Source organism: Burkholderia pyrrocinia (genome assembly GCF_003330765.1).
In the GTDB taxonomy this organism is placed as follows: Bacteria; Pseudomonadota; Gammaproteobacteria; order Burkholderiales; family Burkholderiaceae; genus Burkholderia; species Burkholderia pyrrocinia_B.
The window spans coordinates 1,333,444-1,359,835 of the sequence record NZ_CP024903.1 but is presented as its reverse complement, the minus strand read 5'-3'; the positions used below and the strand labels follow the sequence as shown (position 1 = coordinate 1,359,835).

General features: G+C 66.6%; 30 protein-coding genes, 1 pseudogene and 1 riboswitch. Of the genes and pseudogenes, 15 read left to right on the top strand and 16 right to left on the bottom strand.

The annotated features are described in order from the left end of the window. Positions 1-185: 185 nt before the first annotated feature. The 10 genes from CUJ89_RS23620 (at position 186) to CUJ89_RS23575 (ending at position 8,021) form a co-directional block, all read left to right on the top strand. Positions 186-1,334: a c-type cytochrome gene (locus CUJ89_RS23620; RefSeq protein WP_114179822.1), complete on the top strand. Its 1,149-nt coding sequence runs from the start codon at positions 186-188 to the stop codon at positions 1,332-1,334. Positions 1,335-1,347: 13 nt separating this feature from the next. Continuing rightward, entirely contained in the window at positions 1,348-3,102 is a 1,755-nt protein-coding gene (gene ctaD / locus CUJ89_RS23615) for a cytochrome c oxidase subunit I (protein WP_114179821.1), read from the top strand. Then, positions 3,099-3,710, top strand: coding sequence for a cytochrome c oxidase subunit 3 (locus CUJ89_RS23610; RefSeq protein WP_114179820.1), 612 nt, complete (start codon positions 3,099-3,101; stop codon positions 3,708-3,710). The genes ctaD and CUJ89_RS23610 overlap by 4 nt, the downstream gene beginning before the upstream one ends. Further along, positions 3,707-4,426: a heme-copper oxidase subunit III family protein gene (locus tag CUJ89_RS23605; RefSeq protein ID WP_114179819.1), complete on the top strand. Its 720-nt coding sequence runs from the start codon at positions 3,707-3,709 to the stop codon at positions 4,424-4,426. The genes CUJ89_RS23610 and CUJ89_RS23605 overlap by 4 nt, the downstream gene beginning before the upstream one ends. 8 nt (positions 4,427-4,434) lie before the next feature. Then, positions 4,435-4,776 carry a cytochrome C oxidase subunit IV family protein gene (locus CUJ89_RS23600; protein ID WP_114179818.1) on the top strand — a complete coding sequence of 114 codons (342 nt, stop codon included), beginning with the start codon at positions 4,435-4,437 and terminating at the stop codon, positions 4,774-4,776. 145 nt (positions 4,777-4,921) lie between these two features. After that, a complete protein-coding gene (locus CUJ89_RS23595) occupies positions 4,922-5,236 on the top strand; it encodes a high-potential iron-sulfur protein (RefSeq protein WP_114181528.1) in 315 nt (104 codons plus the stop codon). 203 nt (positions 5,237-5,439) lie between these two features. Continuing rightward, on the top strand, positions 5,440-5,961 hold the full coding sequence (locus CUJ89_RS23590; protein WP_114179817.1) for a YbaK/prolyl-tRNA synthetase associated domain-containing protein: 522 nt from the start codon (positions 5,440-5,442) through the stop codon (positions 5,959-5,961). Further along, entirely contained in the window at positions 5,958-6,596 is a 639-nt protein-coding gene (locus CUJ89_RS23585) for a transcriptional regulator (protein ID WP_114179816.1), read from the top strand. Before CUJ89_RS23590 ends, CUJ89_RS23585 begins: the two co-directional genes overlap by 4 nt. Before the next feature lie 84 nt (positions 6,597-6,680). Beyond that, positions 6,681-7,655, top strand: a complete 975-nt coding sequence (locus CUJ89_RS23580; RefSeq protein WP_114179815.1) for a threo-3-hydroxy-L-aspartate ammonia-lyase — start codon at positions 6,681-6,683, stop codon at positions 7,653-7,655. A gap of 117 nt (positions 7,656-7,772) precedes the next feature. Further along, positions 7,773-8,021, top strand: coding sequence for a hypothetical protein (locus CUJ89_RS23575; RefSeq protein WP_114179814.1), 249 nt, complete (start codon positions 7,773-7,775; stop codon positions 8,019-8,021). A 39-nt stretch (positions 8,022-8,060) separates the two neighbouring features. Here the strand turns inward: CUJ89_RS23575 and CUJ89_RS23570 are convergent, their stop codons facing one another. The 5 genes from CUJ89_RS23570 to CUJ89_RS23550 are packed head-to-tail and all read right to left on the bottom strand — an operon-like array spanning position 8,061 to position 11,798. Next, entirely contained in the window at positions 8,061-8,885 is an 825-nt protein-coding gene (locus tag CUJ89_RS23570; protein ID WP_114179813.1) for an SDR family NAD(P)-dependent oxidoreductase, read from the bottom strand. A 1-nt stretch (position 8,886) separates the two neighbouring features. Continuing rightward, entirely contained in the window at positions 8,887-9,762 is an 876-nt protein-coding gene (locus CUJ89_RS23565; RefSeq protein WP_114179812.1) for an SDR family NAD(P)-dependent oxidoreductase, read from the bottom strand. A 31-nt stretch (positions 9,763-9,793) separates the two neighbouring features. Continuing rightward, on the bottom strand, positions 9,794-10,786 hold the full coding sequence (locus CUJ89_RS23560; protein ID WP_114179811.1) for an NADP-dependent oxidoreductase: 993 nt from the start codon (positions 10,784-10,786) through the stop codon (positions 9,794-9,796). A gap of 45 nt (positions 10,787-10,831) precedes the next feature. After that, on the bottom strand, positions 10,832-11,464 hold the full coding sequence (locus CUJ89_RS23555) for a Dabb family protein (RefSeq protein ID WP_114179810.1): 633 nt from the start codon (positions 11,462-11,464) through the stop codon (positions 10,832-10,834). Further along, positions 11,454-11,798, bottom strand: a complete 345-nt coding sequence (locus tag CUJ89_RS23550) for a hypothetical protein (protein WP_114179809.1) — start codon at positions 11,796-11,798, stop codon at positions 11,454-11,456. Before CUJ89_RS23550 ends, CUJ89_RS23555 begins: the two co-directional genes overlap by 11 nt. A gap of 176 nt (positions 11,799-11,974) precedes the next feature. On the opposite strand from CUJ89_RS23550, the gene CUJ89_RS23545 reads away from it, so the two are divergent. Both CUJ89_RS23545 and CUJ89_RS23540 read left to right on the top strand, forming a co-directional pair. After that, positions 11,975-13,012 carry a helix-turn-helix domain-containing protein gene (locus CUJ89_RS23545; protein WP_114179808.1) on the top strand — a complete coding sequence of 346 codons (1,038 nt, stop codon included), beginning with the start codon at positions 11,975-11,977 and terminating at the stop codon, positions 13,010-13,012. A gap of 89 nt (positions 13,013-13,101) precedes the next feature. Next, a riboswitch (cobalamin riboswitch) is annotated at positions 13,102-13,295 on the top strand. Between the two features lie 164 nt (positions 13,296-13,459). Beyond that, a complete protein-coding gene (locus tag CUJ89_RS23540) occupies positions 13,460-15,388 on the top strand; it encodes a TonB-dependent receptor domain-containing protein (RefSeq protein ID WP_114181527.1) in 1,929 nt (642 codons plus the stop codon). Positions 15,389-15,491: 103 nt separating this feature from the next. On the opposite strand, the gene CUJ89_RS23535 is transcribed toward CUJ89_RS23540, so the two are convergent. Then, positions 15,492-16,130, bottom strand: coding sequence for a LysE family translocator (locus CUJ89_RS23535; protein ID WP_114179807.1), 639 nt, complete (start codon positions 16,128-16,130; stop codon positions 15,492-15,494). Positions 16,131-16,246: 116 nt separating this feature from the next. Between CUJ89_RS23535 and CUJ89_RS23530 the strand changes: the two are divergent. Further along, positions 16,247-16,711 (top strand): annotated as a pseudogene (locus CUJ89_RS23530) (Lrp/AsnC family transcriptional regulator). Positions 16,712-16,810: 99 nt separating this feature from the next. Here the strand turns inward: CUJ89_RS23530 and CUJ89_RS23525 are convergent. Beyond that, positions 16,811-17,956, bottom strand: a complete 1,146-nt coding sequence (locus CUJ89_RS23525) for a collagen-like triple helix repeat-containing protein (protein ID WP_114179806.1) — start codon at positions 17,954-17,956, stop codon at positions 16,811-16,813. A 345-nt stretch (positions 17,957-18,301) separates the two neighbouring features. Between CUJ89_RS23525 and CUJ89_RS23520 the strand changes: the two genes are divergently transcribed. Then, entirely contained in the window at positions 18,302-18,757 is a 456-nt protein-coding gene (locus CUJ89_RS23520; RefSeq protein WP_114179805.1) for a cupin domain-containing protein, read from the top strand. A gap of 294 nt (positions 18,758-19,051) precedes the next feature. On the opposite strand, the gene CUJ89_RS23510 is transcribed toward CUJ89_RS23520, so the two are convergent. The 9 genes from CUJ89_RS23510 to CUJ89_RS23470 all read right to left on the bottom strand — a co-directional run bounded on the left by CUJ89_RS23510 (position 19,052) and on the right by CUJ89_RS23470 (position 25,377). Then, positions 19,052-19,843 carry a DUF2182 domain-containing protein gene (locus tag CUJ89_RS23510; protein WP_114179804.1) on the bottom strand — a complete coding sequence of 264 codons (792 nt, stop codon included), beginning with the start codon at positions 19,841-19,843 and terminating at the stop codon, positions 19,052-19,054. Continuing rightward, positions 19,840-20,484: a DUF1326 domain-containing protein gene (locus tag CUJ89_RS23505; protein ID WP_114179803.1), complete on the bottom strand. Its 645-nt coding sequence runs from the start codon at positions 20,482-20,484 to the stop codon at positions 19,840-19,842. The genes CUJ89_RS23510 and CUJ89_RS23505 overlap by 4 nt, the downstream gene beginning before the upstream one ends. Positions 20,485-20,651: 167 nt before the next feature. Then, complete coding sequence (locus CUJ89_RS23500; protein WP_114179802.1) at positions 20,652-20,951, bottom strand: hypothetical protein; 300 nt, start codon at positions 20,949-20,951, stop codon at positions 20,652-20,654. Positions 20,952-21,047: 96 nt separating this feature from the next. After that, positions 21,048-21,296, bottom strand: a complete 249-nt coding sequence (locus tag CUJ89_RS23495; RefSeq protein ID WP_114179801.1) for a hypothetical protein — start codon at positions 21,294-21,296, stop codon at positions 21,048-21,050. A 94-nt stretch (positions 21,297-21,390) separates the two neighbouring features. Then, positions 21,391-21,918, bottom strand: a complete 528-nt coding sequence (locus CUJ89_RS23490; protein ID WP_114179800.1) for a transferase hexapeptide repeat family protein — start codon at positions 21,916-21,918, stop codon at positions 21,391-21,393. Between the two features lie 3 nt (positions 21,919-21,921). Continuing rightward, the gene (locus tag CUJ89_RS23485; RefSeq protein WP_114179799.1) at positions 21,922-22,881 is read right to left on the bottom strand and encodes an electron transfer flavoprotein subunit alpha/FixB family protein; all 960 of its coding nucleotides are present in this window, start codon (positions 22,879-22,881) and stop codon (positions 21,922-21,924) included. A 16-nt stretch (positions 22,882-22,897) separates the two neighbouring features. Then, complete coding sequence (locus tag CUJ89_RS23480) at positions 22,898-23,647, bottom strand: electron transfer flavoprotein subunit beta/FixA family protein (protein ID WP_114179798.1); 750 nt, start codon at positions 23,645-23,647, stop codon at positions 22,898-22,900. Positions 23,648-23,685: 38 nt separating this feature from the next. Next, positions 23,686-24,474, bottom strand: coding sequence for an SDR family NAD(P)-dependent oxidoreductase (locus tag CUJ89_RS23475; protein ID WP_114179797.1), 789 nt, complete (start codon positions 24,472-24,474; stop codon positions 23,686-23,688). Positions 24,475-24,540: 66 nt separating this feature from the next. Beyond that, on the bottom strand, positions 24,541-25,377 hold the full coding sequence (locus CUJ89_RS23470) for an alpha/beta fold hydrolase (RefSeq protein WP_114179796.1): 837 nt from the start codon (positions 25,375-25,377) through the stop codon (positions 24,541-24,543). Between the two features lie 138 nt (positions 25,378-25,515). Between CUJ89_RS23470 and CUJ89_RS23465 the strand changes: the two genes are divergently transcribed. Continuing rightward, entirely contained in the window at positions 25,516-26,295 is a 780-nt protein-coding gene (locus CUJ89_RS23465) for an SDR family oxidoreductase (RefSeq protein ID WP_114179795.1), read from the top strand. The last annotated feature ends 97 nt before the right edge of the window (positions 26,296-26,392 follow it).

Sequence of the window (26,392 nt, the reverse complement as noted above, 5' to 3'; positions counted from 1 at the left end):
CCGTTGCACTGCCTTGCACGATGCCGAGGAGAGGACTACCTTTTCTTTTAGAGCCGCTTGTAACGCTTGGTGAATCGGTCTTGGCAGACTGCCGGCGAAAATAATACGAAATACGGCAAGGCGGCACAACGACGCCAGGAGCGCTTGTCGGCGGCTCCGGCGAGTGACGCGCGGCGAGGCGGCTTATGGCGCTTGCGATTGCCCTGTTCCTGATCATCATATTGGCGGTGGGGTTTCACTTTGCCAGTCCCTGGTGGATCACGCCGATCGCGTCGAACTGGGTGCGCATGGACGATATGCTGACGATCACGCTCGTCATTACCGGCGCGCTCTTCATCGCAATCAACCTGTTCATCGTGATCGCACTGGTGCGCTACCGCCACCGCAGCGGGCATCGTGCTGCTTACGAGCCGCACAACAAGCGGCTGGAATGGTGGCTGATCGGCCTGACCTCCGTCGGCGTGGCAGCGTTGCTGGCACCGGGGCTGTTCGTCTACGCGGACTACATCCGGCCGCCGCGCAACGTGCTGCAGATGGAGGTGCTCGGCCAGCAATGGCAATGGCGTTTCCGCTTTGCCGGACCCGGTGGCAAGCTGGGCACGACGGACGTGCGCTACATCAGCAACGACAACCCCTTCGGCCTGAACCCCGGCGACCCCAACGGCCGTGACAACTACCTGATCGAGACGCCCGAGGTGCACCTGCCGCTCAACCGGCCGATCCAGGTCCTGGCACGGTCGCGCGACGTGCTGCACGACTTCTACGTCCCGCCGTTCCGTGCGCGCATGAACATGGTGCCCGGCATGGTGACCACCTTCTGGTTCACGCCGACCAAGGTCGGGCGCTACGACATCCTGTGCGCACAGCTTTGCGGTATCGGGCACTCCAACATGCGCGGCGTGGTGGTGGTGGAAGACGAAGCATCGTTCTCGCGCTGGCTGGCGCAGCAGAGCACGTTCGCGCAGCGGCAGCAGGCCAGGGTGCAGGCTGCCGCCGCCGCTGCCGGCGGCAGCGCCCAGGCGCTTGCCGACCAGGGCAAGACGCTCGCGGCGGCCAAGGGCTGCGCCGCCTGCCATACCGTGGACGGCAGTCCGCGCGTGGGCCCCACCTGGAAGGGCCTGTACGGCAAGACCGAAACGATGGCCGACGGCAGCACCGCGAAGGTGGACGAAGCCTATCTGCGCGCCTTCATCCGCGACCCGAAGGCCCGCGTCGTGAAGGGCTTCTCACCCATCATGCCGACCTTCGACCTGAGCCCGCAGGAACTGACCGCGCTGGTGACCTACATCGAATCGCTAGGCGGTCCGGCCGCCAGCAGCGCAACGAATCCCTAGCGGAGCAGACGCCATGCCCTACGCGCACACCGACCACGCCCCGCAAAGCTTCTGGACGCGCTATGTCTGGAGCCAGGACCACAAGGTCATCGCCGTGCAGTATTCGCTGACGGCCATCGCCATCGGCCTGGTCGGCCTCGTGTTGTCGGACCTGATGCGGTTGCAGCTCGGCTTTCCGGGCAAGTTCAGTTTCATCGACGCCACCCACTACTACCAGTTCGTCACCATGCACGGAATGATCATGGTGATCTACCTCCTGACGGCGCTGTTCCTGGGCGGCTTCGGCAACTACCTGATCCCGCTGATGCTGGGCGCGCGCGACATGGTGTTCCCGTTTCTCAACATGCTGAGCTACTGGGTCTACCAGCTGGCCGTGCTGGTGCTGGTGGCGAGCTTCTTCGTGCCGGGCGGGCCGACCGGCGCGGGCTGGACGTTGTATCCACCCCAGGCCATCCTGCCGGGCACGCCGGGCGTGGAATGGGGCATCGTGTTGATGCTGGTGTCGCTGGCGATCTTCATCGTCGCGACCACGATGGGCGGCTTGAATTACGTCACCACCACGCTGCAGGCGCGCACCCGCGGCATGACGCTCATGCGCATGCCGCTCACGGTGTGGGGCATCTTCATCGCGACCATCATGGCGTTGCTGGCGTTTCCGGCGCTGTTCGTGTCGGCGGTGATGATGCTTCTCGACAGGACACTCGGCACCAGCTTCTTCATACCGGCCGTGGTGTCGATGGGGCAGACGCTCAAGCATGCCGGCGGCAGCCCGCTGCTGTTCCAGCACCTGTTCTGGTTCTTCGGGCATCCGGAGGTCTACATCGTCGCGCTGCCGGCCTTTGGCATCGCGTCGGACCTGATCAGCACACACGCGCGCAAGAGCATCTTCGGCTACAGGATGATGGTGTGGGCCATCATCATCATCGGTGCGCTGAGCTTCGTGGTCTGGGCGCACCACATGTTCGTCGCCGGCATGAATCCGTACTTCGGCTTCTTCTTTGCCACCACCACGCTGATCATCGCCGTCCCGACCGCCCTCAAGGTCTACAACTGGGTGCTGACGCTGTGGCGCGGCGATATCCACCTGACCGTGCCGATGCTGTTTGCCATCGGCTTCATCAGCACCTTCGTCCTGGGCGGGCTGACCGGGCTCTACCTCGGCAACGTGAGCGTGGACATTCCGCTGTCGAACACGTACTTCGTGGTCGCGCACTTCCATATGGTGATGGCCGTGTCGCCGATCCTGGTGGTGTTCGGCGGCATCTACCACTGGTACCCGAAGGTGACGGGCCGCATGCTCGACGACACGCTCGGGCGCGTGCACTTCTGGGTCACCTTCGTCGGCACCTATGCGATCTACTTCCCGATGCACTATCTCGGCATCCTCGGCATGCCGCGGCGGTATTACGCGTACGAGGGCTACAGCTTCATTCCACATTCGGCGCAGACGCTCAACACGTTCATCACCGTCGTTGCGCTGATCGTTGCGGTGGCGCAGTTGCTGTTCCTGGTCAACCTGGCGTGGAGCCTGGTGCGCGGCAAGCGTGCCGACAGCAACCCGTGGCGCGCCACCACGCTGGAATGGCAGACCCCGCAAACGCCGCCCGTGCACGGCAACTGGGGCGCCGCGCTGCCCGTCGTCTACCGCGGGGCGTACGAATACAGCCCGCCGGGGCAGGAGGAAGACTTCGTCCCGCAAAACCAGCCGCCCGAGACGGCACCTGAAACGGCCCACCCGACGCTTCAACCCGGCGAGGCACGCGAATGACCACACTGCCCCGCCCCTTCGTGCCTGACACGCCGCCGGTGCTCCCGAATGCGAGCCGCATCGGCCTGATCGTCTTCATGGCGGTGGCGACGACCTTGTTTTCGCTGCTGCTGCTCGCCTATGCCATGCGCATGCGCGAGCCCGACTGGCAGCCGATCCCGCATCCGGCGCTGCTATGGTGGAACACCGGCGCGCTGGTGCTGGCAAGCATTGCCATGCAGCGCGCACGGCAGATGACCTTGCACCGCGCGGCGTGGCTGGTGTCCGGCGGCGTGCTGGCGGCCGTGTTCGTGATCGGGCAACTGACCGCCTGGCGCATGCTGTCGGAGGCCGGGCAGACCGTCGCCGTCAATCCTTCCAACAGCTTCCTCTACCTGCTCACCGGCCTGCACGGATTGCACGTGCTGGGCGGGCTGGTGGCCTGGGTCGTGACGATTGCGCTTCTGCAGCGCGCGGATCCCTTCCGGGCCCAGCGCGCCATCGCGCTGTGCGCGATCTACTGGCATTTCCTGCTGGCTGTCTGGCTCGTGCTGCTGGCGGCGATGTGGTGGCTCACCCCCGGGTTCGTCGCCGCCATCTGCGGGCCGCTGTATGGAGCCGCGCCATGACCTCGCCCACGCTCCCCGGCGAATCCGCTGCCACTACGCCGACCGACGCGCCCGCCGACGCCGGGCCTGACGGCTGGCGCGGCATCGTCACGGACTGGTCGGCCGACCGCGAAGCCTTCAAGGTGCCGTGGGGCAAGGCGATGATGTGGATCTTCCTGCTGTCGGATACCTTCATCTTCAGCAGCTTCCTGATCGGCTACATGACGGTGCGCATGTCGACCACGGCGCCGTGGCCCGACACGTCCAAGGTGTTCGGGCTCACCGTGGGCGGCGTGGAGGTGCCGTTGCTGCTGATTGCCATCATGACGTTCACCCTGATCAGCAGCAGCGGCACCATGGCGATGGCCGTCAACTTCGGCTACCGGCGCAACGCAAAGCCCGCCGCCGCCCTGTTGCTGGCGACCGCGCTGCTGGGCGCGACCTTCCTGTCGCTGCAGGCCTTCGAATGGAGCAATCTGATCTTCCGTGAAGGTATACGCCCCTGGGGCAACCCGATGGGAGCGGCACAGTTTGGCGCGTGCTTCTTCCTGATCACCGGGTTCCACGGCTTTCACGTGACCTGCGGCGTGATCTACCTGCTGCTGATCGCACGCAAGATCCTGCAGCCGGGGTTCACCGAGCACGGCAACTTCCAGATCGTCGAGATTGCCGGCTTGTACTGGCACTTCGTCGACCTGGTGTGGGTATTCATCTTCGCGCTGTTTTATTTGTGGTGAGGCAGGCCATGGACCACACCGATCCCGCCGATCGACCCGACGCCGCGCACGGCCAGCAGCATCCGATCGGCATCTACCTGAAAATCTGGGGCCTGCTGTTCGTCCTGAGCACGATGTCGTACCTGGTGGACTACTTCAACGTGCAGGGCCTGCTGCGCTGGGTGCTGATCGTCGTGCTCATGATCGCCAAGGCCGGGCTGATCGTGTCGATTTTCATGCACATGATGTGGGAACGGCTGGCGCTGGTGTACGCCATCCTGATACCGCCTCTGTGCCTGCTGGTGCTCATGGTGCTGATGGCTGCCGAAGCGCATCACACTTTCGGCATGCGGGAACTCTTCTTCCACTGAGCCCTGCGCCGCCCGTTCCTCACGCGACGAACGCTTCGCATCACGATGGGCACGATGACGTGGGGCATCGACGGACGTCGTTTCTAGATGGACGGCGTCACGTCATCAAAGACGGTCGGGGGTAACACACATGAAGGAGAACGCCATGAAATTTTCACGCCGACGTTTTATTGCAGCCACCACCGTTCTGGCATCCGCGCTGGCATTGGGACGCCGCGCGGCGGCGGCAGATGCCAGTGCCGTGCAGGAATCCGATGCAAACGCCCAGGCCCTCGGCTACAAGACGGACGCAAGCCGGGTCGACCATGCGAAGTTCCCGAAATTTCAGGCGGGCGAAGCTTGTGCGAACTGCCAGTTCTTCCAGGGAAAAACCGGCGTCGCGATGGCGCCGTGCGCCATTTTCAGCGGCAAGCAGGTCAATGCCAAAGGCTGGTGCAGCGCCTATTCGAAAAAAGCGTAGCAAGGACGGCGTAGCGGCCATGCTGCCGGTGGCCAGTTTCCTGGTGCCCTTTTCCTGCTAAAACGGTCGCCGCTCCACGGCAACCCGCGCTTTTGCCACGCTCATGACAAAATGTCTATAATTGGACAATCCATCGACCGGCCCGCCGCAGCCTTTCATCGCGTGCGTGCCGCGATCCCCCGGCCCAGCCTACCCGGAGCGACATGAGCGACTACCCCGTTTTCGACGCGCTGTGCGATCTGCTGAATACGTCCGGCGCGCGGTTCCGCGTGCTGGATCACCCGGCCGAAGGCAAATCCGACGTCATCGCCGCGATCCGCGGCACGCGCCCCGAACAGGGTGCGAAAGCGATGCTGTGCACGTTCAAGGATGGCGGCGACACCACCGCGCTCGCCGTGATTCCCGGCCACCTGAAGATCGATTTCCGCAAGGTCGCCGACGCAGTCGGCCGCCGCAAGGCGACGCTTGCGTCGCCCGATGTCGCAGCCGTCGTCACGCGCTGCGTGATGGGCGCCGTGCCGCCGTTCGTGTTCGACGCGAACGTGACGCTCGTCGTCGATCCCGCGCTGGTCGAACGCAACGCCGAAATCGCGTTCAACGCGGGCCGCCTCGACCGCTCCGTCGTGCTCGACGCGTCCGACTATGTGCGGATCGCCCGCCCGCTGCTGGCCGACATCACGCGGCCGGAAACGGCAGACGACCCGGCGCTCCGAGCAAACTCATGACCACGCCCCGCAGAAAACCGCAGTCTGAACAGGCGTCGCTGATCGAACAGGTACAGCGCATCGCCGAAGGGCTCGGCGAGATGTTCGCGCCGTTCACCGAGGTCGTGGTCCACGACCTGCGCACGCCGAAGCACGCGATCCTCGCGATCCACAACAACCTGTCCGGGCGTGCGGTCGGCGATCCCGCGACCGAACTCGGTCTCGCCCGCATCGCCGACGACGATTTCCCGCCCGTGCTCGCGAACTACCCGAACCGCTTCGCCGACGGCCGCACCGCGAAAAGCACGTCGATCGGCATCAAGGATTCGACCGGGCGCTACGTGGCCGCGCTGTGCCTGAATGCCGACGTCACGCTGTTTCGCGGCTTCCAGGGCATGCTGAACCAGTTCTGCAGCACGGACGGCGAAACCGTCGCCGAAACGCTCGACCCGGCCGGCGCGGACGCGATCCGGCAACGCATCGACGCGTTCGCGACACGCCTCGCGACGACGCCGCGCGAGCTGAAGACCGACCAGCGCCGCGAGTTGCTGCAGACGCTGAAGGCCGACGGCTTCCTCGAGGTGCGCCGCGCGATGGAGATCGTGTCGCAGCATCTCGGCGTATCGCGCGCGACGGTGTACAACGATGCGAAATGATGTGTGCGCGGATGTGTGCGCGGATGTGTGCGCATTACGCGCCCTGTTTTCCTGTTGATTGATCTTTCCGACCCTCGACCGACCATGAACTCACCGACTCTCCCCACGTACGACGACGTTGCCGCCGCCGCGGCCCGGCTGGAAGGCCATGCGCACCGCACGCCGGTCATGACGTCGCGGACGATCGACGATGCGCTCGGCGCGCAGGTGTTCTTCAAGTGCGAGAACCTGCAGCGCATGGGCGCATTCAAGTTCCGCGGCGCGTTCAACGCGCTGTCGCGCTTCGACGCGGAGCAGCGCCGCCATGGCGTCGTCGCGTTCTCGTCCGGCAACCATGCGCAGGCAATCGCGCTGTCGGCGCGCATCCTCGGCATTCCCGCGACGATCGTGATGCCGCAGGATGCGCCGGCCGCGAAGATGGCCGCGACGCGCGGCTACGGCGGCACCGTCGTGACCTACGACCGCTACATCGAGGATCGCGAGCAGATCGGGCGCGATCTCGCAGAGAAGCACGGACTCACGCTGATCCCGCCCTACGACCACGCGGACGTGATCGCCGGCCAGGGCACGGCGGCCAAGGAACTGTTCGACGAAGTCGGCCCGCTCGACGCGGTATTCGCGCCGCTCGGCGGCGGCGGGCTGCTGTCGGGCACCGCGCTCGCCACGCGCGCATTGTCGCCGCACGCGACGTTGTACGGCGTCGAGCCCGAAGCCGGCAACGACGGCCAGCAGTCGTTCCGGTCCGGCGCGATCGTGCATATCGACACGCCGCGCACGATCGCCGACGGCGCGCAGACGCAGCACCTCGGCAACCTGACGTTCCCGATCATCCGTCGCGACGTCGACGACATCCTGACCGCAACGGACGCGGAACTGGTCGACTGCATGCGCTTCTTCGCTACCCGTATGAAGATTGTCGTCGAGCCGACCGGCTGCCTGTCGTTCGCCGCCGTGCGACGGATGAAGGACGCTCTGCAAGGCAAGCGCGTCGGCGTAGTGATCAGCGGCGGCAACGTCGATCTGGAGAACTTCTGCGCGCTGGTGTCGTCGTCGGCATGAATGTCGCGGCGCGCGTGAACATCCTGTCATCCGCGCGCCACCGCACCTTCACGTCGCGTTAAGTTTCGCGCCCTAGACTGATTACGTTGTCCCGAAGTCAGTCGTGAAGGAGCCACCATGAACACGCACGCGATCGTCGCCGCCGCCCTGGCGGCCGTTTCCCTTTCGGCGTTCGCTCAACCGGGCGTTACGTCATCCGGTTTTCCCGCCGCGTCGCCGCGCGACACGGTCGCACCGGCGACGCACCGTTCGCCCGGCGCGTTGCCGGCCGCCGGCTTCGTGCTCGCGAAGATCGATCAGAACAATACGCCACCCGACCGCGGCGGCGACCCGAGCGGCCGCACGCACACCGGCACCCGCATGTAACGGCGCGCCGGTCGCCGCTACTGCGCCCGGTCGTCATTGTCAGAACGACGGCAGCGACGGATCGCGTGCGGCGAGGATGTCGTCGGTGCGCCGCTGCAGCGCGCCGTCGATCGTCTCCGGTTGCGGAATCAGCCAGTAGCGCCCTTCGCGAATACCGTCGAACACACGCTCGGCGAACGCGTCGGGCGTGAGCCCGTGTGCGTTCAGCATCGAGCGCATCGTGTCGACGAAGCCGCGCACTTCGGGCCGGTCGTGTGCGGCGCCGAACGGATCGTTGAAGATGCCCGACTGCACGGGCCCCGGCGCGAGCAGCGACACGCCGACGGGCGCGCCGAGCATCTTCAGTTCGCCGTACAGCGATTCGGTCAGCGCGACCACCGCGAATTTCGTCGCCGAATAAGGCGACATCAGCGGGCTCGGCAGGAATCCGCCCACCGATGCGGTATTCACGACCCGTGCCGGCACGTTGCGTTCAAGCATCCGCGGCACGAAGCTGCGGATCCCGTTCAGCACGCCGTGCACGTTGATCGCGAAGCTGCGCTCGAAACGTTCCGGCGTGATTTCCCAACTGAAGCCGGTCGCCATCACCCCCGCGTTGTTGAACAGCAGGTCGACGCCGCCGAAGCGCTGCCACGCGGCTTCCGCCAGCGCGTCGACGGCTTCCGGCCGGCTGACGTCGGTCGGCACGCACAGCACGTCGGTGTCGAGCGTCGCGGCGAATGCGTCGAGCTTCACCGGATCGAGATCGGCCAGCACGACGCGCATGCCGAGCGCGGCCGCACGGCGCGCGAGCCCGCTGCCGATGCCGCTGGCCGCGCCGGTGATCACGGCGGTGCCGCCGTCGAAGCGAATCGATTTCGTCATGTCAGAGTCCTGTCGGGTCGATGTGGGGATGCGCATACGCGGGAATCACGGGCGGCGGCAGCGGCGTGCGGCCGTCGAGCGAACGCACCGCGAGTTGCTGCGCGAGCGGGAAATGCAGGCTGTGCGTAACGAGGCCCGTGCGTTCGCGCGCCGGCAGGCTGCACAGTGCGAGCGCCGTTTCGGCGAGATACGCGACGTCCTCGGTCGGATAGCCTTCGGGGATGTAGCGCGCCGCGCCCGGCGTGCGGATTGCCGTGCTCGGCGCGACGAGATTGACGGCGATGCCGTCGGCTTCGAGTTCGGCCGCGAGCCCCTGCGTAAAGCGCGACAGCGCGGCCTTCACCGCCGCGTAGACGGTCGCGCCGCCCGCGCGCGAAAAATCGTCGAACGGCCGCAGCGGCGGCAGCGCCGTCACCGAGCCGACGTTCACGATCCAGCCGGCGCCGCGCGCACGCATCAGCGGGATCGCGGCCTGGGCCAGTGCGAACGGAATGCGCAGATAGTGTTCGATGGTCGTGTCGAACATCGTCATCGGCATCGCGTCGACGCAGGCGTAGTCGGCCACGCCCGCGTTGTTGACGAGGATGTCGAGGCCGCCGGCGGCCTGTGCCGCGCGCCCGACGAGAGCGTCGCGTTCGGCCGCGTTCGACAGGTCGGCCGCGAGCGCGATCGCGCGGCCGCCGGCCTGTTCGATCAGCGCGACCGTCTCGGCGAGCGTGCCGGCGGTGGTCGCGGATTGCGTGAGGCTGCGCGCCGTCACGACGACGGTCGCGCCTTCGGATGCGAGGCGCTGCGCGATCGCGCGGCCGATGCCGCGGCTCGCGCCCGTCACGAGTGCGCACTTGCCGGCCAGCATCATGGCTCGGGTGTCGGTCATCTTGTCTCCTGTGTTTTCCAGTGCGGGCGGTTCAGCCCGCGATATCCGCAACGTGCAGCACCAGCTTGGTTTTCGCCTCGCCCGTTTGAACGAGATCGAGCGCCCGTGCCGCCTGTTCGAGCGGGAAACTGTCGAAGCGCGGCACGCGCAACGCGCGCCTGCCGAGCCGTTCGGCAATCAATGCGAGCGTGTTGCCGCTCGGCATCCGGCTGTAGGTCATCGCGGTATGCAGCCCGCGACGCGCGGCGTCGGCGCCGGTCGCGGCCAGCCGCTCGGCGTCGCCGGCCGCGAGCGTCATGATGTTCACCAGCGTGCCGCCCGGCGCGAGCAGGTCGAGCGCGTCGGGCAGCGTGTCGCCGCCGACCGCGTCGAGCACGAGATCGACGCCGCCGGGCGCCCACGCCCGCACCGCCATGCCGATGTCCTGCGCGCGGTAGTCGATGCTCGCCGCCGCGCCCAGCGATTCGACCGTCTCGCGGTTGCGCGCCGAACACGTCGCCGCGACGCGCGCGCCCGCCTGGGCGGCAAGCTGGATCGCGAACGTGCCGACCGCGCCCGCGCCGCCGTGCACCAGCACGGTCTGCCCGGTGCGCAACCCGCCGTCGTCGAACAGGCCGGCCCACGCGGCCAGCGCGGGCGTCGGCGTGGCGGCCGCTTCCGCGAAGCTCACTGCATCAGGCAGCCGCACGACCGAGTCGTGGCGCACCGCGACGTATTCCGCATACGCGCCCCAACGCCCCGCGCCAACGTCGGTCTGCGCGAACACGCGCATGCCGGGCGCGAAACCGTCGACGCCGTCGCCGACCGCTTCGACGACGCCCGCCGCGTCGAAACCGATCACGAACGGAAACGTGTACTGCATGAATGCGCCGAGATAGCCTTCGCGGCATTTCCAATCGGCGGGATTGACGCCCGCGTACGCGACGCGGATCAGCACGTCGCCGGGGCCCGGTTTCGGTGCGGGAACATCGGCCAGCCGTAACGCGTCGGAATGTCCGACGCGGTCGATCAAAAGGGCTCGCATCTTCGTGTCTCCAGGTTTTTTTGTTGACTTGGTGCGCGCGGCGCGTCACGCCGTCGTGTCGGCCAGCAGGCTCGACGCGAGCGGACAGAACGCATGCGAGATCGCGTCGACCGTCCAGTCGGGGCTTTCGGCGTCGAACCGGCGGTCGACCCAGCCCCAGTGATACGGATGCATCAGGTATTCGCCGAGCAGATCGCCGACGTGCGCGAATTCCTGTTGCCATACGTGCGTCCATGCACCCGGCGTCGCGATCCGGCTCAGGCGCCAGTTGCGGATGCCGGGCATGAACGCCGGCATTTGCAGCAGCTCGCGTTCCAGCTCGGCGACCTGTGCTGCACTCGCCTGCGGCCGCACGCGCAGCATCAGCGTGCGCCACACGCCGTCGCGCAACGCCGGTTCGCGCAGGCCGCCGCCGAGCGCGCGACACACGGCGCCGTCGATGCGCGCGATGCCCGGCAGTCGAGCCAGCATCGCGAAATCCGCTGCGGAATCGACCGCCGGTTCGTCGCGCAGCACGTCGAGCGTGTAGTCGCCCGCGCCCCAGCAGCCTTCCAGATTGCGCGCGAGCGCCACGCGGGTTGCGCCGGGCAGCGCGTGCGCGGCCTCGCGCAATGCACGCTCGATTGCGTCGGCGCCGCGATCCGCCGCAACGAACACCTGTGCCGTGTCATGCCGCATGGTCGGCCTCCGTCAGCGCGGGCAACGGCGCATCGGCGTCGGTCATCACATGGCGGCGGCGCGCACCGCACAGACCGTCGACCGCCATCCAGAACGCGACCGCGTCGCCATCGGTCAGCGCGCGCATCCGGTAATAGGACGGCGCATCGTCGACGTGCCAAGTCAGCCAAAGCGTGCTCGGCTGCCCCGGCACCGCGACGGGCGGCGACACCCAGTGGCCGGCCGCCGTCAGCCCGCGCGCCGCGTGGCCCGGCAGGTAGCGCTCGCGCAGCAGTGCCAGCACGTCGGGAATGCGCTCGGGTGCGAGCGTGATTTCATCGATGATCTGGATCATTCGCGTGTTGTCCGTGGTCGTTCGGGATCGTTCGTGGCGGGATGCGTCGCCGGCCTACGCCGTTTCGGCGAGGCGGAAGGCGCCCGGCGTGGATAGCATTCTTGCGTGGTGTCGGCTCGCGAACCCCTACCGGCCCGCTCACCGCCCCCTGTCGCAACGATCAGATCGGGAGACTCATGAAACAGCACGTCATGCCGGCAAGCGGCCGCGTCCTGCCGGGCCTTGGCGCTCGTCTGCTGAGCGAACTCACGCGCAGCGGCGCGCCGCCGCCGCAAGATGCGACGACACCGGGCGGCTTCGTCGCGCTGTACCGCGACGCGATCGAGCGGCTCGAGGCGCAGGTCGCGCGCGGCAACGGCCATCCGCCGATGCGCAAGCAGGAAGTCGACCTGATGTGCCGCTGCCTGCTGAGCTGCGCGACGCTCGCCGACGCGATCCGCTGCGCGCGCGAATTCTGCGAGATGCTGACGCCGCGCGCCGGCGGGCTGTCGCTCACGGTACGCGACGGGCGCGCGACGTTCCGGATGGACTCGCTGCGCCGCACGCGCAGCCCGGCCGCGTGCCTCGTCGACCTGACGGGGCTGTTCTGCTACCTGCAACTGTTCGGCTGGCTGATCGGGCAGCCGCTGCGTCCGGCCGAAGTCTGGCTCGGCCATCCGTGCCGCGACGATGCCGTGCCGTTGCTCGGCCTGTTCAACGCGCCAGTCGACGTCGGCCGCCCAACCTACGGCTTCGCGTTCGACGCCGCACGGCTCGATTGCCGCGTGATCCGGCAGCCGGGCGAGCTCGGTGCGTTCCTCGTCGATTTCCCGTTTCGTCTGATCGATGCGGCGCCGGCGGTCGTGTCATGGGCGCAGCAGGTGCGCGGTTTTCTCGATGCGGCGCTCGCACGCGAACAGGCGCTGCCGCCGCTCGCGGAGCTGGCCGTGTGGCTTGGCGTCAGCGACGCGACGTTACGTCGGCGGCTGAGCGCGGAAGGCAGCGGCTATCACGCGTTGCGCGAGCAATGCCTGGCCGATGCGGCACGACGATGCCTGCACGAGACGGACTGGCCGGTTGCACGCGTGGCCGCGCATCTCGGGTTCGGCGGCGAAGAGGCGTTCCGGCGCGCGTTCGTGCGCTGGACGGGGGTGGCGCCAAGTCGATTCAGGCGCGATCGAGAGACCTCGAATTACCCGGTTTCATCAGACATGAAACGCAACACCGGCGCATGAAGGAAAGGATTTAGAAAGTTTTCATCGGCCAATGACGTTTTTTCGCATCCCCGCGCGACCGGACAATTGACGCGCCGGAGTGCGCGCCATTACGCTTGCGCGCTGATGGTTCCCGGAGACGGGATCAAAAGGGAACGCAGGAGAGGCAGCGCCTCGAATCTGCGGCTGCCCCCGCAACTGTGAGCGGCGAATCCGTGCCACTGCAAGCCACTGGGAAACCGGGAAGGCCGGCGCGGATGACGACCCGCGAGCCAGGAGACCTGCCATCGACCCGAGGTCCAAGCAGCCGCACCGGGCGGGGTGTCCCGATGCGCAAGCACCGCCGTTGGCGGTCGCCCGTTGCATGGACGGCCCGACCTCAGGATCCTTCAGATGTCCACCGTTCCCGAATCCGCTTCGACGCCGGAAGCGTCGCGCCGACACGCCGTCGGCATGTCCCGCTGCCTCATGAACATTCGTTATCTTCTCGCCACATCCGCCGCCACCGCGCTGCTCTCCCCGATCGCCCATGCCGCCGGCGACACGGCGCTCCCGCAGCCGGCCCGGCCCGCGGAAGACGCCGACCTGCCGACGATCAGCGTGACCGACACGCGGCACCTGCCCGAATCGTTCGACCGGCGCTATGCGTCGACGCAGGTGCTCACGCGCGACGACCTCGACCGACTGTCGCCGAGCGACCCGAGCATCACGCAGGCGCTTGCGACGCTGCCGGGCGTCACCGTTTCGCAGAACGGCGGCCCCGGCTCGTCCGCGTCGGTCAGCATCCGCGGCTCGTCGGCAAACCAGGTCGCCGTGTTCATCGACGGCATCCGGATCGGCTCGCCGACCACCGGCATCGCGCCGTGGGCCGACCTGCCGACCGATGCGTTCGAACGCGTCGAAGTGATTTCGGGCCCGGCCGCCGCATCGTTCGGCGCCAATGCGATGGGCGGCGTCGTGCAGCTCTTCACGCGGCGCGCCGCCAACCAGCCGAACCAGACCACCGTCTCGTTCGGCGGCGGGTCGAACAAGACCTTCGACACGCAGTTCCGCACGTCGGGCACCGTGCCGTCGACGGGGCCGCTTGCCGCGCTCGGCGGGCTCACCTATTCGCTCGGGCTGCACGACTACAACACGGCCGGCATCGATGCGACACGGCCCTTCGCCTACGGCCACGAGGCCGGCCGCAATCCGTATCACGCGCAGGATCTCGATGCGCGCCTCGGCTACGCGCGCGACAACTGGTCGATCTCGACGTTCGCGCTGTATCACCGGTCCGATCTGTCCTTCGACAACAGCGGCTATCCCGACCGCGAGCTCGATCACCAGCTGACGACCGGTGTCGCGTTCCATCTCGACATCACGCCCGACACGCAGTTCGACCAGTCCGTTGGTTATGCGAACGACCGCCAGTTCCTCTACGCGGACAATCCGGCCATTCCAATCGATCAGATCAATTCACAGCGCATCAGCACGTCGACGTCGCTGACTCATCAGGAGCACGGGTTCCGCCTGTTCGGCCTGCCGCTGTCGGGCGAGTCGAAGCTGGCCTACGACTTCACGCGCGAACAGGCGTTCCTGCCGGTCGACGTGCCCGGCGGCGTGCCGACGCGCAACGACTCCGCGTTCTCGCTGCATCAGTCGGCGACGCTCGGCAGCGTGACGATGTTCGTCGCCGGGCGTCACGAGATCATCGCCGGGCGATCCGTGAACACCGGCAACGCCGCACTGTCGTGGGCGATCACGCCGGTCTACACGGCGCGCGTGTCGTACGGCAATGCGTTCCGACTGCCGACGTTCAACGACCTCTACTACCCCGGTTACGGCAATCCGGACCTCAGCCCGGAACGCAGCAATTCGGTCGAGGTCGCGATCGATGCGAACACGTCGTACGGCATGTTCACCGCCGCGATCTACGACACGCGGGTCAACAACCTGATCGCCTACAACCCGGCGACGTTCTCGCCGATGAACATCGGCCGCGCGCATATTCGCGGCATCGACCTGTCGTACAAGGGAACGATCGGCCGCTCGACGCCGGTGAGCGTGGCAGTCGGCATCCTGAATCCGCAGGACGAAACCAACCAGACCTGGCTCAACCGCCGGCCGCGCCAGACAGTCAGCCTCAACGTCGACCACACGTGGGACGAATTGCACCTGCATGCGCTGAGCACGGGCGCGTCGCTGCTCTACGGCGGCTCGACGTTCGACGATCCGGCCAACACGACGTATCTGCCGTCCTACCTGACGGTGAGCCTGCGCGCGTCGTACCGGATCAATTCGCACCTGACGGTGTCGGCCTCGCTGTCGAACCTCTTCGACCGGCAGTACATGACCGCGTACGGCTACAACTCGCTCGGACGCACCGCGTTCGGCAAGGTCAGCTACACGTTCTGACCCGGGCCGTGCATCGGCGCCTGAGGTCGCGGGCGCCGATGCACACGCGTTTGCGCGCATCGAATGTCGTCGTCGAACGCGTTCGATCGAACCGCTGTCCGCTTCAGGACCCGATGACGCCGCGCACGCCCGCGACCAACTGGATCGCGCCGAATACCGCGATGACCGCGGCCGACACGCGCGACAGGCCGTGCATGAACGCGAACGACATCTTCGTGCGCAACGCGGCGGTCGCGCTGCTCAGGCACAGCCACCAGGTCGCGGAACCGATGAACACGCCAGCGACCATCAGTGCCACGGCCGGCCACATCGCGCCCGCCCTCACGCCCGACAGTGGGCCAAGCGCCGCGAAAATCCCGACGAACGACAGGATCGTCATCGGGTTCGACAGCGTGAGGCCGAATGTCGTCAGGAAATCGCGCAGCACGGTCGTGCGCGGCAGGTCGCGTTGCGCTGCCGACGCGGCCGGCGCCTGACGCGCAATGGTCCAGGCGAGCCACACGAGGAATGCGCCGCCGCCGATTTTCAGGCCGACGGTCAGCATCGGGAATGCCGTGACGATGCCCGCGATGCCCAGCGCGCCGAGCAGCCCGTAGATCGCATCGGCGCACGCGGCGCCGACGCCCGTCGCGAACCCCGCCTGAAATCCGCGGTTCAGGCTGCGCTGAATGCACAGCATGCCGATCGGGCCGACCGGCACCGCGATCGACAGCCCCATCACGACGGACTGGATGAACAGCATCGCCTGCTCCTTGCGACATGCAACGGGTTGAACAGGCATCGTAGGGAAAGTCCGGTCACTACTGAATGCGGTTTTTAAGGAAAAATGGCCGCTCCACCTTAAAAAATCCTGCCGCGATGGACGAACTGGACTGGAAGGTACTGGCGCTGTTGCAGGCCAACGGCCGCATCAGCTATACGGAGCTGGCGCGCTAGGTTCACCTGTCGGTGCCGGCGGTGACGGAACGCGTGAAGCGCCTTGAAACGGCCGGCGTCGTCGAGGGCTACACGGCCCGGATCAATCCGGCCGCGGCCGGCTATCCGGTGGGCGCGCTGATCGGCATCACGGTGCCGCAACCGGCGAAAGCGAAATTCCTCAAGTTGCTGGAGACGATTCCCGAAGTCGTCGAATGCCATCACGTGACGGGCGCGGACTCGTATGTCATGCGGTTCGTCGCCATCAGCATGACCCATCTCGAACAGCTGATCGAACGCATCAACCTGTACGGCGAAACACGCACGTCGATCGTGATGTCGACGCCGCTGCCGGCGCGCGGGCTGGCGCGGCCGCCGTCCACCAGGTTCGATGACACCCGCAGGTAGCGGGCCGGGTTCGCATAACCGCCTGACAGATCCCGACCAGGAACGATGACGGCCGGCGCCAGCCGGCCGATTGTCTGTGTGGCGATCGGCGCCGGTCGATTATTTGCCGACCGCGCCGCCCAGCAGGCCGCCCACCAGCGACGTCACCGGCGCGAGCGGATTGCCGATACCGCCCAACGGCGTGGCGCCGCCCGTGTCAGTCGCGGAACCGTTGTGGACGGTCGCCGGGATGCCGCCGACCACGCTCGTCACCAGACCGGCGATCGGCACCGCGCCGTTCGCGCCACCCGGATTCACGAGACCGCCCGCATTGGTCACCGTGTTGCCGACGGCAAGGACGACGTTGCCGACGCCGCTCACGAGCGGCTGGGCCGATGATGCGGACGTCACCTTCAAGCCGGCCGACGTGAGCGCCCCGCCGACCTGCCCGAGCAAGCCGGCGACCGGCTGCCCGAGGCCGCTTGCGGTGCCGACCTGCTGCGTGAGCTGGCCGGCCGTCGTCACGAGCGGCGTGACCGCCGTGCTGATCGCCTGTGTCGTCTGCTGGACCGGGCCAGACGAAAGGGCCGCGCCGAGCATGGTGCCGCCCGACTGAAGACCGCCGGCCACCGTGTCGAGCAAGCTGCCGACCGGCGTCGTGATCGGCGCCAGCGGCGACAACGGGCCGGTGCCGAGCGCCTTCACCGTTCCGCTGAGGCCGGTAATCGGGTTACTGGCCGTGCCGACGATGGCGCCGAGACCGGCGACCGTCGTGCCGACCGGGTTCGCCGTGAAGCCGATCTGACCGAGGCCGTTGCTCGCGGCGTCCGACGTATCGCGGACGATCGTGCCGACGCCGATGACCGTGTTGCCAAGCCCGGCGGTCACATCCTTGCCGACAGGCGGGCTCACGCCGGCGATCGTGGCGCCTGCGTCCATGACGACCCCGCCGCCAGAACTGATGATGCCGTTCGTGCCTGGCGTGCCGCTGGTGCCCCAGCCGCTGGTGTTGCCGCTGCTCGAACCGCTGCTGCTTGAGCCACTGCTGCTTGTGCCACTGCTGCTTGTGCCATTGCTGCTTGTGCCGCTGGTCCCACTCGTGCCGCTTGATCCACTCGTACCGCTCGTCGTCCCGGTCGCAGTTGTCCCGATGTTGTTACTGGCCGGCGTCGGCACCGTAATGTCACCACCGCCGCACGCAGCCAGCGTGCACGCCGCGGCAATGGCGGCGAGCGCAACGTTCGCCTTGATGAAATGATGTTGCATGGAAGTCCCCGTCAGCTATTCAGCGCGATCATTCCAACAAGCATCTACCGTGCCATCTCCATCGGGACCGATGACAATTCCGCAATCGCACCGAATCGCCCCGGATCGGCGCTCATCTTCGCGCACGACGCCCGGCATCCTGGCTCGACCCTCCGGTGCAATCCCGCCTGACGTCCCGGTAACGCTTGCGTAACACGGCCCCGCGTTACGTAGCATCGAGCGACAAAAGACGAGGCGCTGCCTTGCATGGCGCTTCGAGAGCGTTCAATGGTGCTATCGTCGACACCTGCCCGGAATACACCCGTTCCGCACCGCCGGCGCCCCGACCTTCGGACAAGGTAGACGATGAGCAACCCGCGAGAAATTCTGAAAGCCGCAGATATCACGGCGATGGAACCGGAGCGTTCCGTCCATCCGTTGAACGAGAATGCCGTCCGCCTGAAGCGGTCACTTGGCGACGCAACCGGACTGACGCAACTCGGCTTTCATCTGATGACGTTGATGCCGGGACACGAATCGACCGAATATCACCGGCATCTCTACGGGGAAGAATGCATTTACATCCTGTCCGGATTCGGCGAAACAACCGTTGACGGCCACACCTATCCGATTGGTCCGGGAGACTTCATGGGATTCCCGCGTGGCGGCCCCGCGCATACGATGCTGAATACAGGCAACCTGCCTCTGATTTATATCGTTGCCGGCGATCGGCCGGAGCACGACGTGTGCGACTACCCGAGGCTCGGCAAGCGACTGTACAAGGCGGGCGCCAACAAGGTGATCGTGGATCACGACAAGTAGCCGTCACCGGACAAGCTGCGGAGAAGTCACCGTGTCGCGTGGCATTGAGCGGCAAAAAAACCGGACCTGCCGAGTATCGTTTGCTCCGACACCTATTGCCCCACGCCTGCGCCCCACGCCTGTCACCGCCGCTTCACGAGCTTCACGATCGTGAGCGTGCCGTTGACGCTTTCAACCCGAACCCTGACCTTGTCGTCCACATCTTGTCGCGCACATCTTGTCACCCACGTGAAGCGGCCCGATCATGGCCGCGTCGCCGGCCTTGAACGCCATCGTCACCGGCGGCATCCCCGGTCACACGATCAACGTCACACCGGCCCAGGCGATCAGGACGACGCCCAGCACGCGGCCGATACGTTCGCCGCCGGGCAGGATTTTTTCCGCGAACACCAGGAGCGACAGCGCGGCGATCCAGACGACATTCATCACGCCGCCGACGAACAGCAGCGCCATCAGCAACCAGCAGCAGCCCACGCAATACATGCCGTGCCGCGCGCCGAGCAGGAAACTGCCGGCGACGCCCTGACGCCAGTGCGCAACGAGGAACCGGGCCGGCGCACGGCATTGCCGAAGACACGCGCGTTTCAGCGGCGAGAATTGATAGAGCCCGGCCAGCGCCAGCACGAACGCGGAAAGAACGGCGCTCTTCGACCACAGCATCATCGCGGAGATCAGCCCGGCCGGCTGCAGCAGCGCCTGAAGCAACGCCGCGCCGATCGAGAATGCGAGCCATGCGGCCAGATAGCCGGCCAGCAGGGACACCGACGTGAACGCCGAACCCGAACCGTCCGCGCCGCGATGCCGCAGCACGCGCCGGTACAGCATCACGAGCGGCGCCGCGCTCGGCGTCATCATCGCGATCATCATCACCCACCACATCACGATCACGGTCGGCAACGACGGATCCATGCTGCCCATGTCGTCCGCCAGTCGATGCGGAAAAAGCGCGACCGTCGTCATCTCCCGCGCCGACATGCCGGTTCCCGCCCCCGTCCACAGGTAGAACCAGCACACGCCGACGAGCGCGGCCATGCCGAGCAGCGTGATGACGCGCTCACGGCCGAGCCAGTTGTCGAGGGGAATCATGCCGCGGCGCGATGCCGGATCAGCCCGTGGTTGTTCAGGTGCAGCCGGGCGAACTGCGCATAGGTTCCATCGAGGGTCAGCGCGATGTTGCCTTGCGAGCGCCCCGTGCCCGAGCCGATCTCGGCAAGCTCGTATTCGAAACCGTTGGGCAGGTCGATCCGCGCGCGATGCTCGGCGCCCGTCACCGGGTTGCGGATGGGATCGCCCGCGACATCGAACACGCCATCGACGTGAATCCGGCCGCGCCGCGCATCGACATCGACGTCGAAATCGATCTTCGTGAAGATCGGATCGAACGCCTGCTCGAGCGTCGATGCGAATACCGAGAACATCGTCGCAAACGGATCGGTATCCTGACCGGTCATGATCTTCAGCACCGCGTCGCGCTGCGCCGGACTGGCGCGCTCGTCGACGATCGGCTGGCACTTGCCCTTGCCTTCGTGGATCGGCCCCGGCCACTGGAACACGACCGCGATCGCGACACCGTCGAGCACCACGTCGCCGTAGTGGCCGCTGTCGATCGAAATCGCGCCCATCGCTTCGCAATTGCCGTTGGTCGGCAGCGCATTGAACTGGCAAGGGCAACCGTATGAGCAATTGCAATTGATCATTTCGGTACCCTGAATCTCCCACGGAGTCATGACTCCACCTCGCGCTCGGTGACACGTGAACGCTTCGAATCTAGTGCACGGCACAGGGGAAATCAAAGCCGGAATGAAGGCCCGAACCGACGCGTGAAAACCGTGCGCTCCGGCCTCGCGCAACATGTTTCGAGACGCTCGCGCAACGCGGTTCCGCGACCGTCATCTCACGCGAACAGCGACGCGACGATCGCACACCACACCGCGCTCGCGCCGCACAGAAACACGCGCCGCGCGACGAACATCCGCGATTCGTCATCGGGTGATTTCATCGGCGATGTCGCGAGAAACGGCACGCTGGCGAGGCATGCGAAGCCCGACAGCGCGGGCACGATCACGACGTAGTCGCCGAACCGCCAGGGTAATGCCTCGTGCAATCCCCAGTAGCCGAGAAACAGCATGCCCATCGAAAACATCGTCGCAGCAGCCGAACTGAGCGCGACCACCGATCCCGTCGGAAATTGCATGGGAGCCCCCCTCGCGCATCGCGCGCGACGCCGGCCAGCGAATACGCGTTGTCACGGATTGACAGAATCGACTCGATCGAGTGCTGCGTCGCGCCACTAACCCGGCTTCCTCGGCGCCTGCGCGACGGCTATCCAGCCCACCACCGCCGCGGCGACCCAGCAACAGGTGATCATCAGGTCGAGATCCATCAAGCCTTGGAAATTCGTACTGTTTTCGAAACTGCAGCGATGATGGCCCCTGACCCACATGCAGCCGCTGATGAACTGCTGAATGTGCATGTAAACGTTGTAGACGGCAAAAGCCGACGTAATCACTGCGAGCCGCAGGGGTATGTTCTTTTTCATCTGAAGCGGATGCCGGGGGAAAGTCCTGTGCCGATCTTACGGCAACGGCAACCGAACCGGCAATCCGTCGCATCCCGGCCCGCCCGGCTGCCCGCTACCCGTCGATCCGCCTGATCGTCCTCAAGCAATCCGCCGCCAGTTGCTGATAAATCCGCGTGCCGTTCGCCTTCGCGTCGATCTCCGCCTCGCTCAGCCGCCGGACGACGCGCCCCGGCACGCCCGCCAGCAGCACGCCGCGCGGCACGTCGTAACCGGCCTTCACGAACGCGCACGCGGCGACGATCGTCGTCGCGCCGATCGTCGCGCCGTCCATCACGACCGCATTCATCCCGATCATCGTGTCGGGTTCGAGCGTCGCGCCATGCACGATCGCGCCATGGCCGACATGACTGTTGACGCCGAGCCGGCATGTCTCGCCGATCCCGACATGCAGCACGCAGCCGTCCTGCACGTTGCTGCCGTCTTCGACGACGATCGCGCCGAAATCGCCGCGCAGGCTCGCATGCGGGCCGATATAGCAGCGCGCGCCGATCGTCACGTCGCCGATCAAGACCGCGCTCGGGTCGACATACGCGGACGGATCGATGCGCGGCCGCATCCCGTCGAATTCGAACAGCGGCATCGGTCAGAGCGCCGCGGCCGCTTCCGGCACGAGCGTGAACAGATCGCCGACGACGCCATAGTCGGCCACGCTGAAGATCGGCGCCTCCGGATCCTTGTTGATCGCGACGATCACCTTCGAATCCTTCATGCCGGCCAAGTGCTGGATCGCACCCGAAATACCGACCGCGATGTATAGCTGCGGCGCAACGATCTTGCCGGTCTGGCCGACCTGGTAGTCGTTAGGTACGTAGCCCGCGTCGACTGCGGCGCGCGACGCACCGAGTGCGGCATGCAGTTTGTCGGCCAGCGGCTCCAGCACCTTCGTGTAATTCTCGCCACTGCCCAGACCACGGCCGCCAGACACGATGATGCTCGCGCTGGTGAGTTCCGGACGGTCCAGTTTCGTCACTTCACGGCTCACGAACTGCGACTTGCCTGCGTCGGCCGCCGCTTCGATCTTCTCGACCGCTGCGCTGCCGCCAACGGCCGCCACCGGATCGAAACCCGTCGCGCGCACCGTGATGACCTTGATCGGGTCGCTCGACTGCACCGTCGCGATCGCGTTGCCCGCGTAGATCGGGCGTTCGAACGTATCGGCCGAAACAACCGCCGTGATCTCGGAGATCTGTGCGACATCCAGCCTTGCGGCGATGCGCGGCGCGATGTTCTTGCCATATGCGGTAGCCGCCGCGAGGATATGCGAGTAGTCCTTCGCGACGTTTATCACCGTCGCCTCGACGTTCTCGGCCAGACCGTCGGCCAGGTGCGACGCGTCGGCCAGCAGCACCTTCGAAACACCTGCGATCTTCGCCGCAGCATCGGCCGCCGCCTGCGCGTTGTGTCCTGCGACCAGCACGTGAATGTCGCCGCCGATCTTCTGTGCCGCCGCCACCGTGTTCAACGTCGCCGCCTTGATCGTCGCATCGCCCCCCAAGGGGGCTTCCTTCGGGGCGTCGTACTCCGCAATTACCAGAATCGTCATTTCCTTGCGTTCCCTGTTACAGCACCTTGGCTTCGGTCTTCAGCTTCCCGACCAGCGTCTGCACGTCCGGCACCTTCACGCCGGCCGCGCGCTTCGGCGGCTCGTTCACCTTGAGCACCCTCAGGCGCGGCGTCACATCCACGCCCAGGTCTTCGGGCTTCACGATTTCCAGCGGCTTCTTCTTCGCCTTCATGATGTTGGGCAACGTCACGTAGCGCGGCTCGTTCAAACGAAGGTCGGTCGTGACCACCGCCGGCAACGTCAGCGACAGCGTTTCCGCGCCGCCGTCGACTTCGCGCGCGACTGTCGCCTGACCATCGGCCACCACCACCTTCGACGCGAATGTCGCTTGCGGCAGGCCGGCGAGCGCAGCCAGCATCTGCCCGGTCTGGTTCGAATCGTCGTCGATCGCCTGCTTGCCGAGGATCACGAGCGAAGGTTGCTCCCTGTCGACCAGCGCCTTCAGCACCTTCGCGACGCCCAGCGGCTCGATGCCGTCGTTCGATTCGACGAGGATCGCGCGATCCGCGCCGATCGCGAGTGCGGTGCGCAGCGTTTCCTGCGCCTGCGCGACGCCGACCGACACGGCGATCACTTCGGTCACCACGCCAGCTTCTTTCAGGCGCACGGCTTCTTCAACGGCGATCTCGTCGAACGGGTTCATCGACATCTTTACGTTCGCGATGTCGACGCCTGTCCGGTCGGATTTCACGCCGACCTTCACGTTCGCGTCGACCACGCGTTTCACTGCCACGAGCACTTTCAACTGCCTGTCTCCTGTTCCGTTGCCAGCACAGCGCCGCGTCAGCGCGCGGTATAGCCGCCGTCGATCACGAGCTCCGCACCCGTCACGTAACGACCGGCCGGCGACACGAGATACAGGATGCCGGCCGCGATGTCGCGCGGGCTGCCGATCTTTGCCATCGGCACGTTCGTCTGCATGTACTCGAATGCGCGATCGGGATCCTGGCCCATCTGGCGGAACGCGTCCTCGAGCATCGGTGTGCGGATGTAGCCGGGATGCACCGAGTTCGCGCGGATGTTCTTCGTCGCGTACAGCATCGCGTCGACCTTCGCCATCATCCGCACCGCGGCTTTCGACGCGTGATACGCGGGCACGTCGGGGCCGCCGACGATCCCGTACATCGACGACAGGTTCACGATCGACCCGCCGCCGGCCGCGTCGATATGCGGAATCGCCGCGCGCGTGCACAGGAACACGCCGTTGACGTTCACGTCCTGCACGCGCTGCCACTGCGCGAGCGTGAGCTCGTGCGTCGGCACGTTGTGCCCTTCGATGCCCGCGTTGTTCACGAGCACGTCGAGGCGCCCGAAGCGCGCGACAATCTCGCCGAACACGCGCGACACGTCGGCCTCGTGCGTGACGTCGAGCTGCCAGAACGCGGCCTGGCCGCCCTGCGCGCGGATTTCCTCGACCAGCGCTTCCGCCGGCTGCGACAGCACGTCGAGGATCGCGACGCTCGCGCCGGCCGCGGCCAGCGTGCGCGCCGTCTCCGCGCCGATGCCGCGCGCGCCGCCGGTGATCGCGGCTACCTTGCCGCGCAGGTCGAACAGTTCTTCGATGAGTTTCATTTTGTCTCCGTATAGGTCAGATCGACCGCGCCCGTCCGGCGGGGCGGCCTTCATGGGCATCCGGCGTTATCGCGTATTCCTCGCCGCAAGAAAATCGAGGCATTCCCGATTGAAATAATCGGCGTGTTCCACCATGACCCAGTGGCCGCACCGGTTCATCAGCACGAAGCGCGCGTCGCGGCAGTGTTCGAGGAACTTCAGCGCGCCACCGACCGGATTGAAGCGGTCGTCCGTGCCCCAGAAACCGAGCACCGGGCTGCGCAGGTCGCCGAGCGCGTCGGTCAAGTTTGGCACGCTCATCGTCGACAGCACTTCGGTCGGCTGTTCGACGCACACCTTCATCCGCTCGGCGACGAGCGCGTCGGTGACGATCGCCGGGTCGTGCACGAGCAGCGTCAGCAGTTCGCGCATGGTGTCGTCATTCATCTGGCGATTGGTGAACAGCTTCACCATCCGCTGGATCCCTTCCATCCGGAAATAGGTGTCGCGATCCTCGACGCCGCCCGGCGCCATCATGATCAGCCCGTCGACCTCGTCCGGATAGTCGAGCGCGTATTTCAGCGCGATCGCGCCGCCGAGCGAGTTGCCGAGCAGCATGGCCGGCCCGATCCCGAGCGCGGCAAGCTGCGCATGCAGCGCGCCAACGAAGAAATCGAGCGTATAGGCGACGTCGGACGGCTTCGACGACTGCCCGTAGCCGGGCAGGTCGACGACGATCGCGCGATAGCCTGCCGCTGCGAACGCGGGGTAGTTGTGCTTGAAGTTGCTGAAACCGCTGGCGCCCGGGCCGCTGCCGTGGATGAACACCACGGGCCGGCCCTCGCCCGCCTCGATATGGTGCAGGCGCAGGCCGCTCGGTACGTCGGTGAAGATGCCGGCCGGCGGCGTCGTGGGGATCGTCATCGCGGGTTGTCTCCTTCGTCTGTCGATGGATGCTTGCCACGATGATTGCGCCGCCGGCGCCGGCCGGCATCATCCTTTCAGACTACGAAGCCGCACGCGCTTCTTCCTATCATCGGCCCACGGAAACGGAGGCTGACGATGAACGGATTCGACTACAGCGGCAAGACGGTGCTCGTGACGGGCGGCACCAAGGGCATCGGGCGGCGCATCGCCGAGCGGTTTCTCGCGGCGGGTGCGCACGTGTTCGTCTGCGGACGCAGCGCGCCCGACACGCCGCCTTCGGCCGGCGGCCGCACAGCGGCGTTCGTCGCGGCCGACCTGCGCGACATCGAGCAGGTCGACGCGATGCTCGCGACGATCCGCGATACGGCAGGCGGCCTCGACGTGCTCGTCAACAACGCGGGCGGCTCACCGTTCGCGCTCGCGGCCGATGCATCGCCGCGCTTCACCGAATCGATCGTGCGGCTGAACCTGATCGCGCCGCTGCAGCTCGCGCAGCGCGTGAACGCGATCATGCAGCCGCAGCCGGAAGGCGGCGTGATGCTGTTCATCTCGAGCGTCAGCGCGTCGCGGCCGTCGCCCGGCACGGCCGCATACGGCGCCGCGAAAGCGGGCCTCGTCAGCGCGGTGACGTCGCTCGCGGTCGAGTGGGCGCCGCGCGTGCGCGTGTGCGCGATCAGCCCGAGCCTCGTGCAGACGGAAGCCGCAGCCGAAGGCCATTACGGCGACAGCGACGCGCTCGATGCGATCCGCGCGACGATTCCCGCCGGGCGCCTCGCGACGCCCGACGACGTCGCCTCCGCGTGCCTGTTCCTCGCGTCGCCCGACGCGTCGTACACGTCGGGCGCGAACCTGCGGCTCGACGGCGGCGGCGAGCGGCCGGCGTTCCTGACCGCCGCGCAGGCAGCCGCGCGCTGAACCCTGCCATGCAAGCGGTGCGGGGCCGATCGTTGCCAGTCCTAGGGAAGTCATCTAGTTCATTTTGACGATTCCCTGCTACCGCGATCTCCCTACT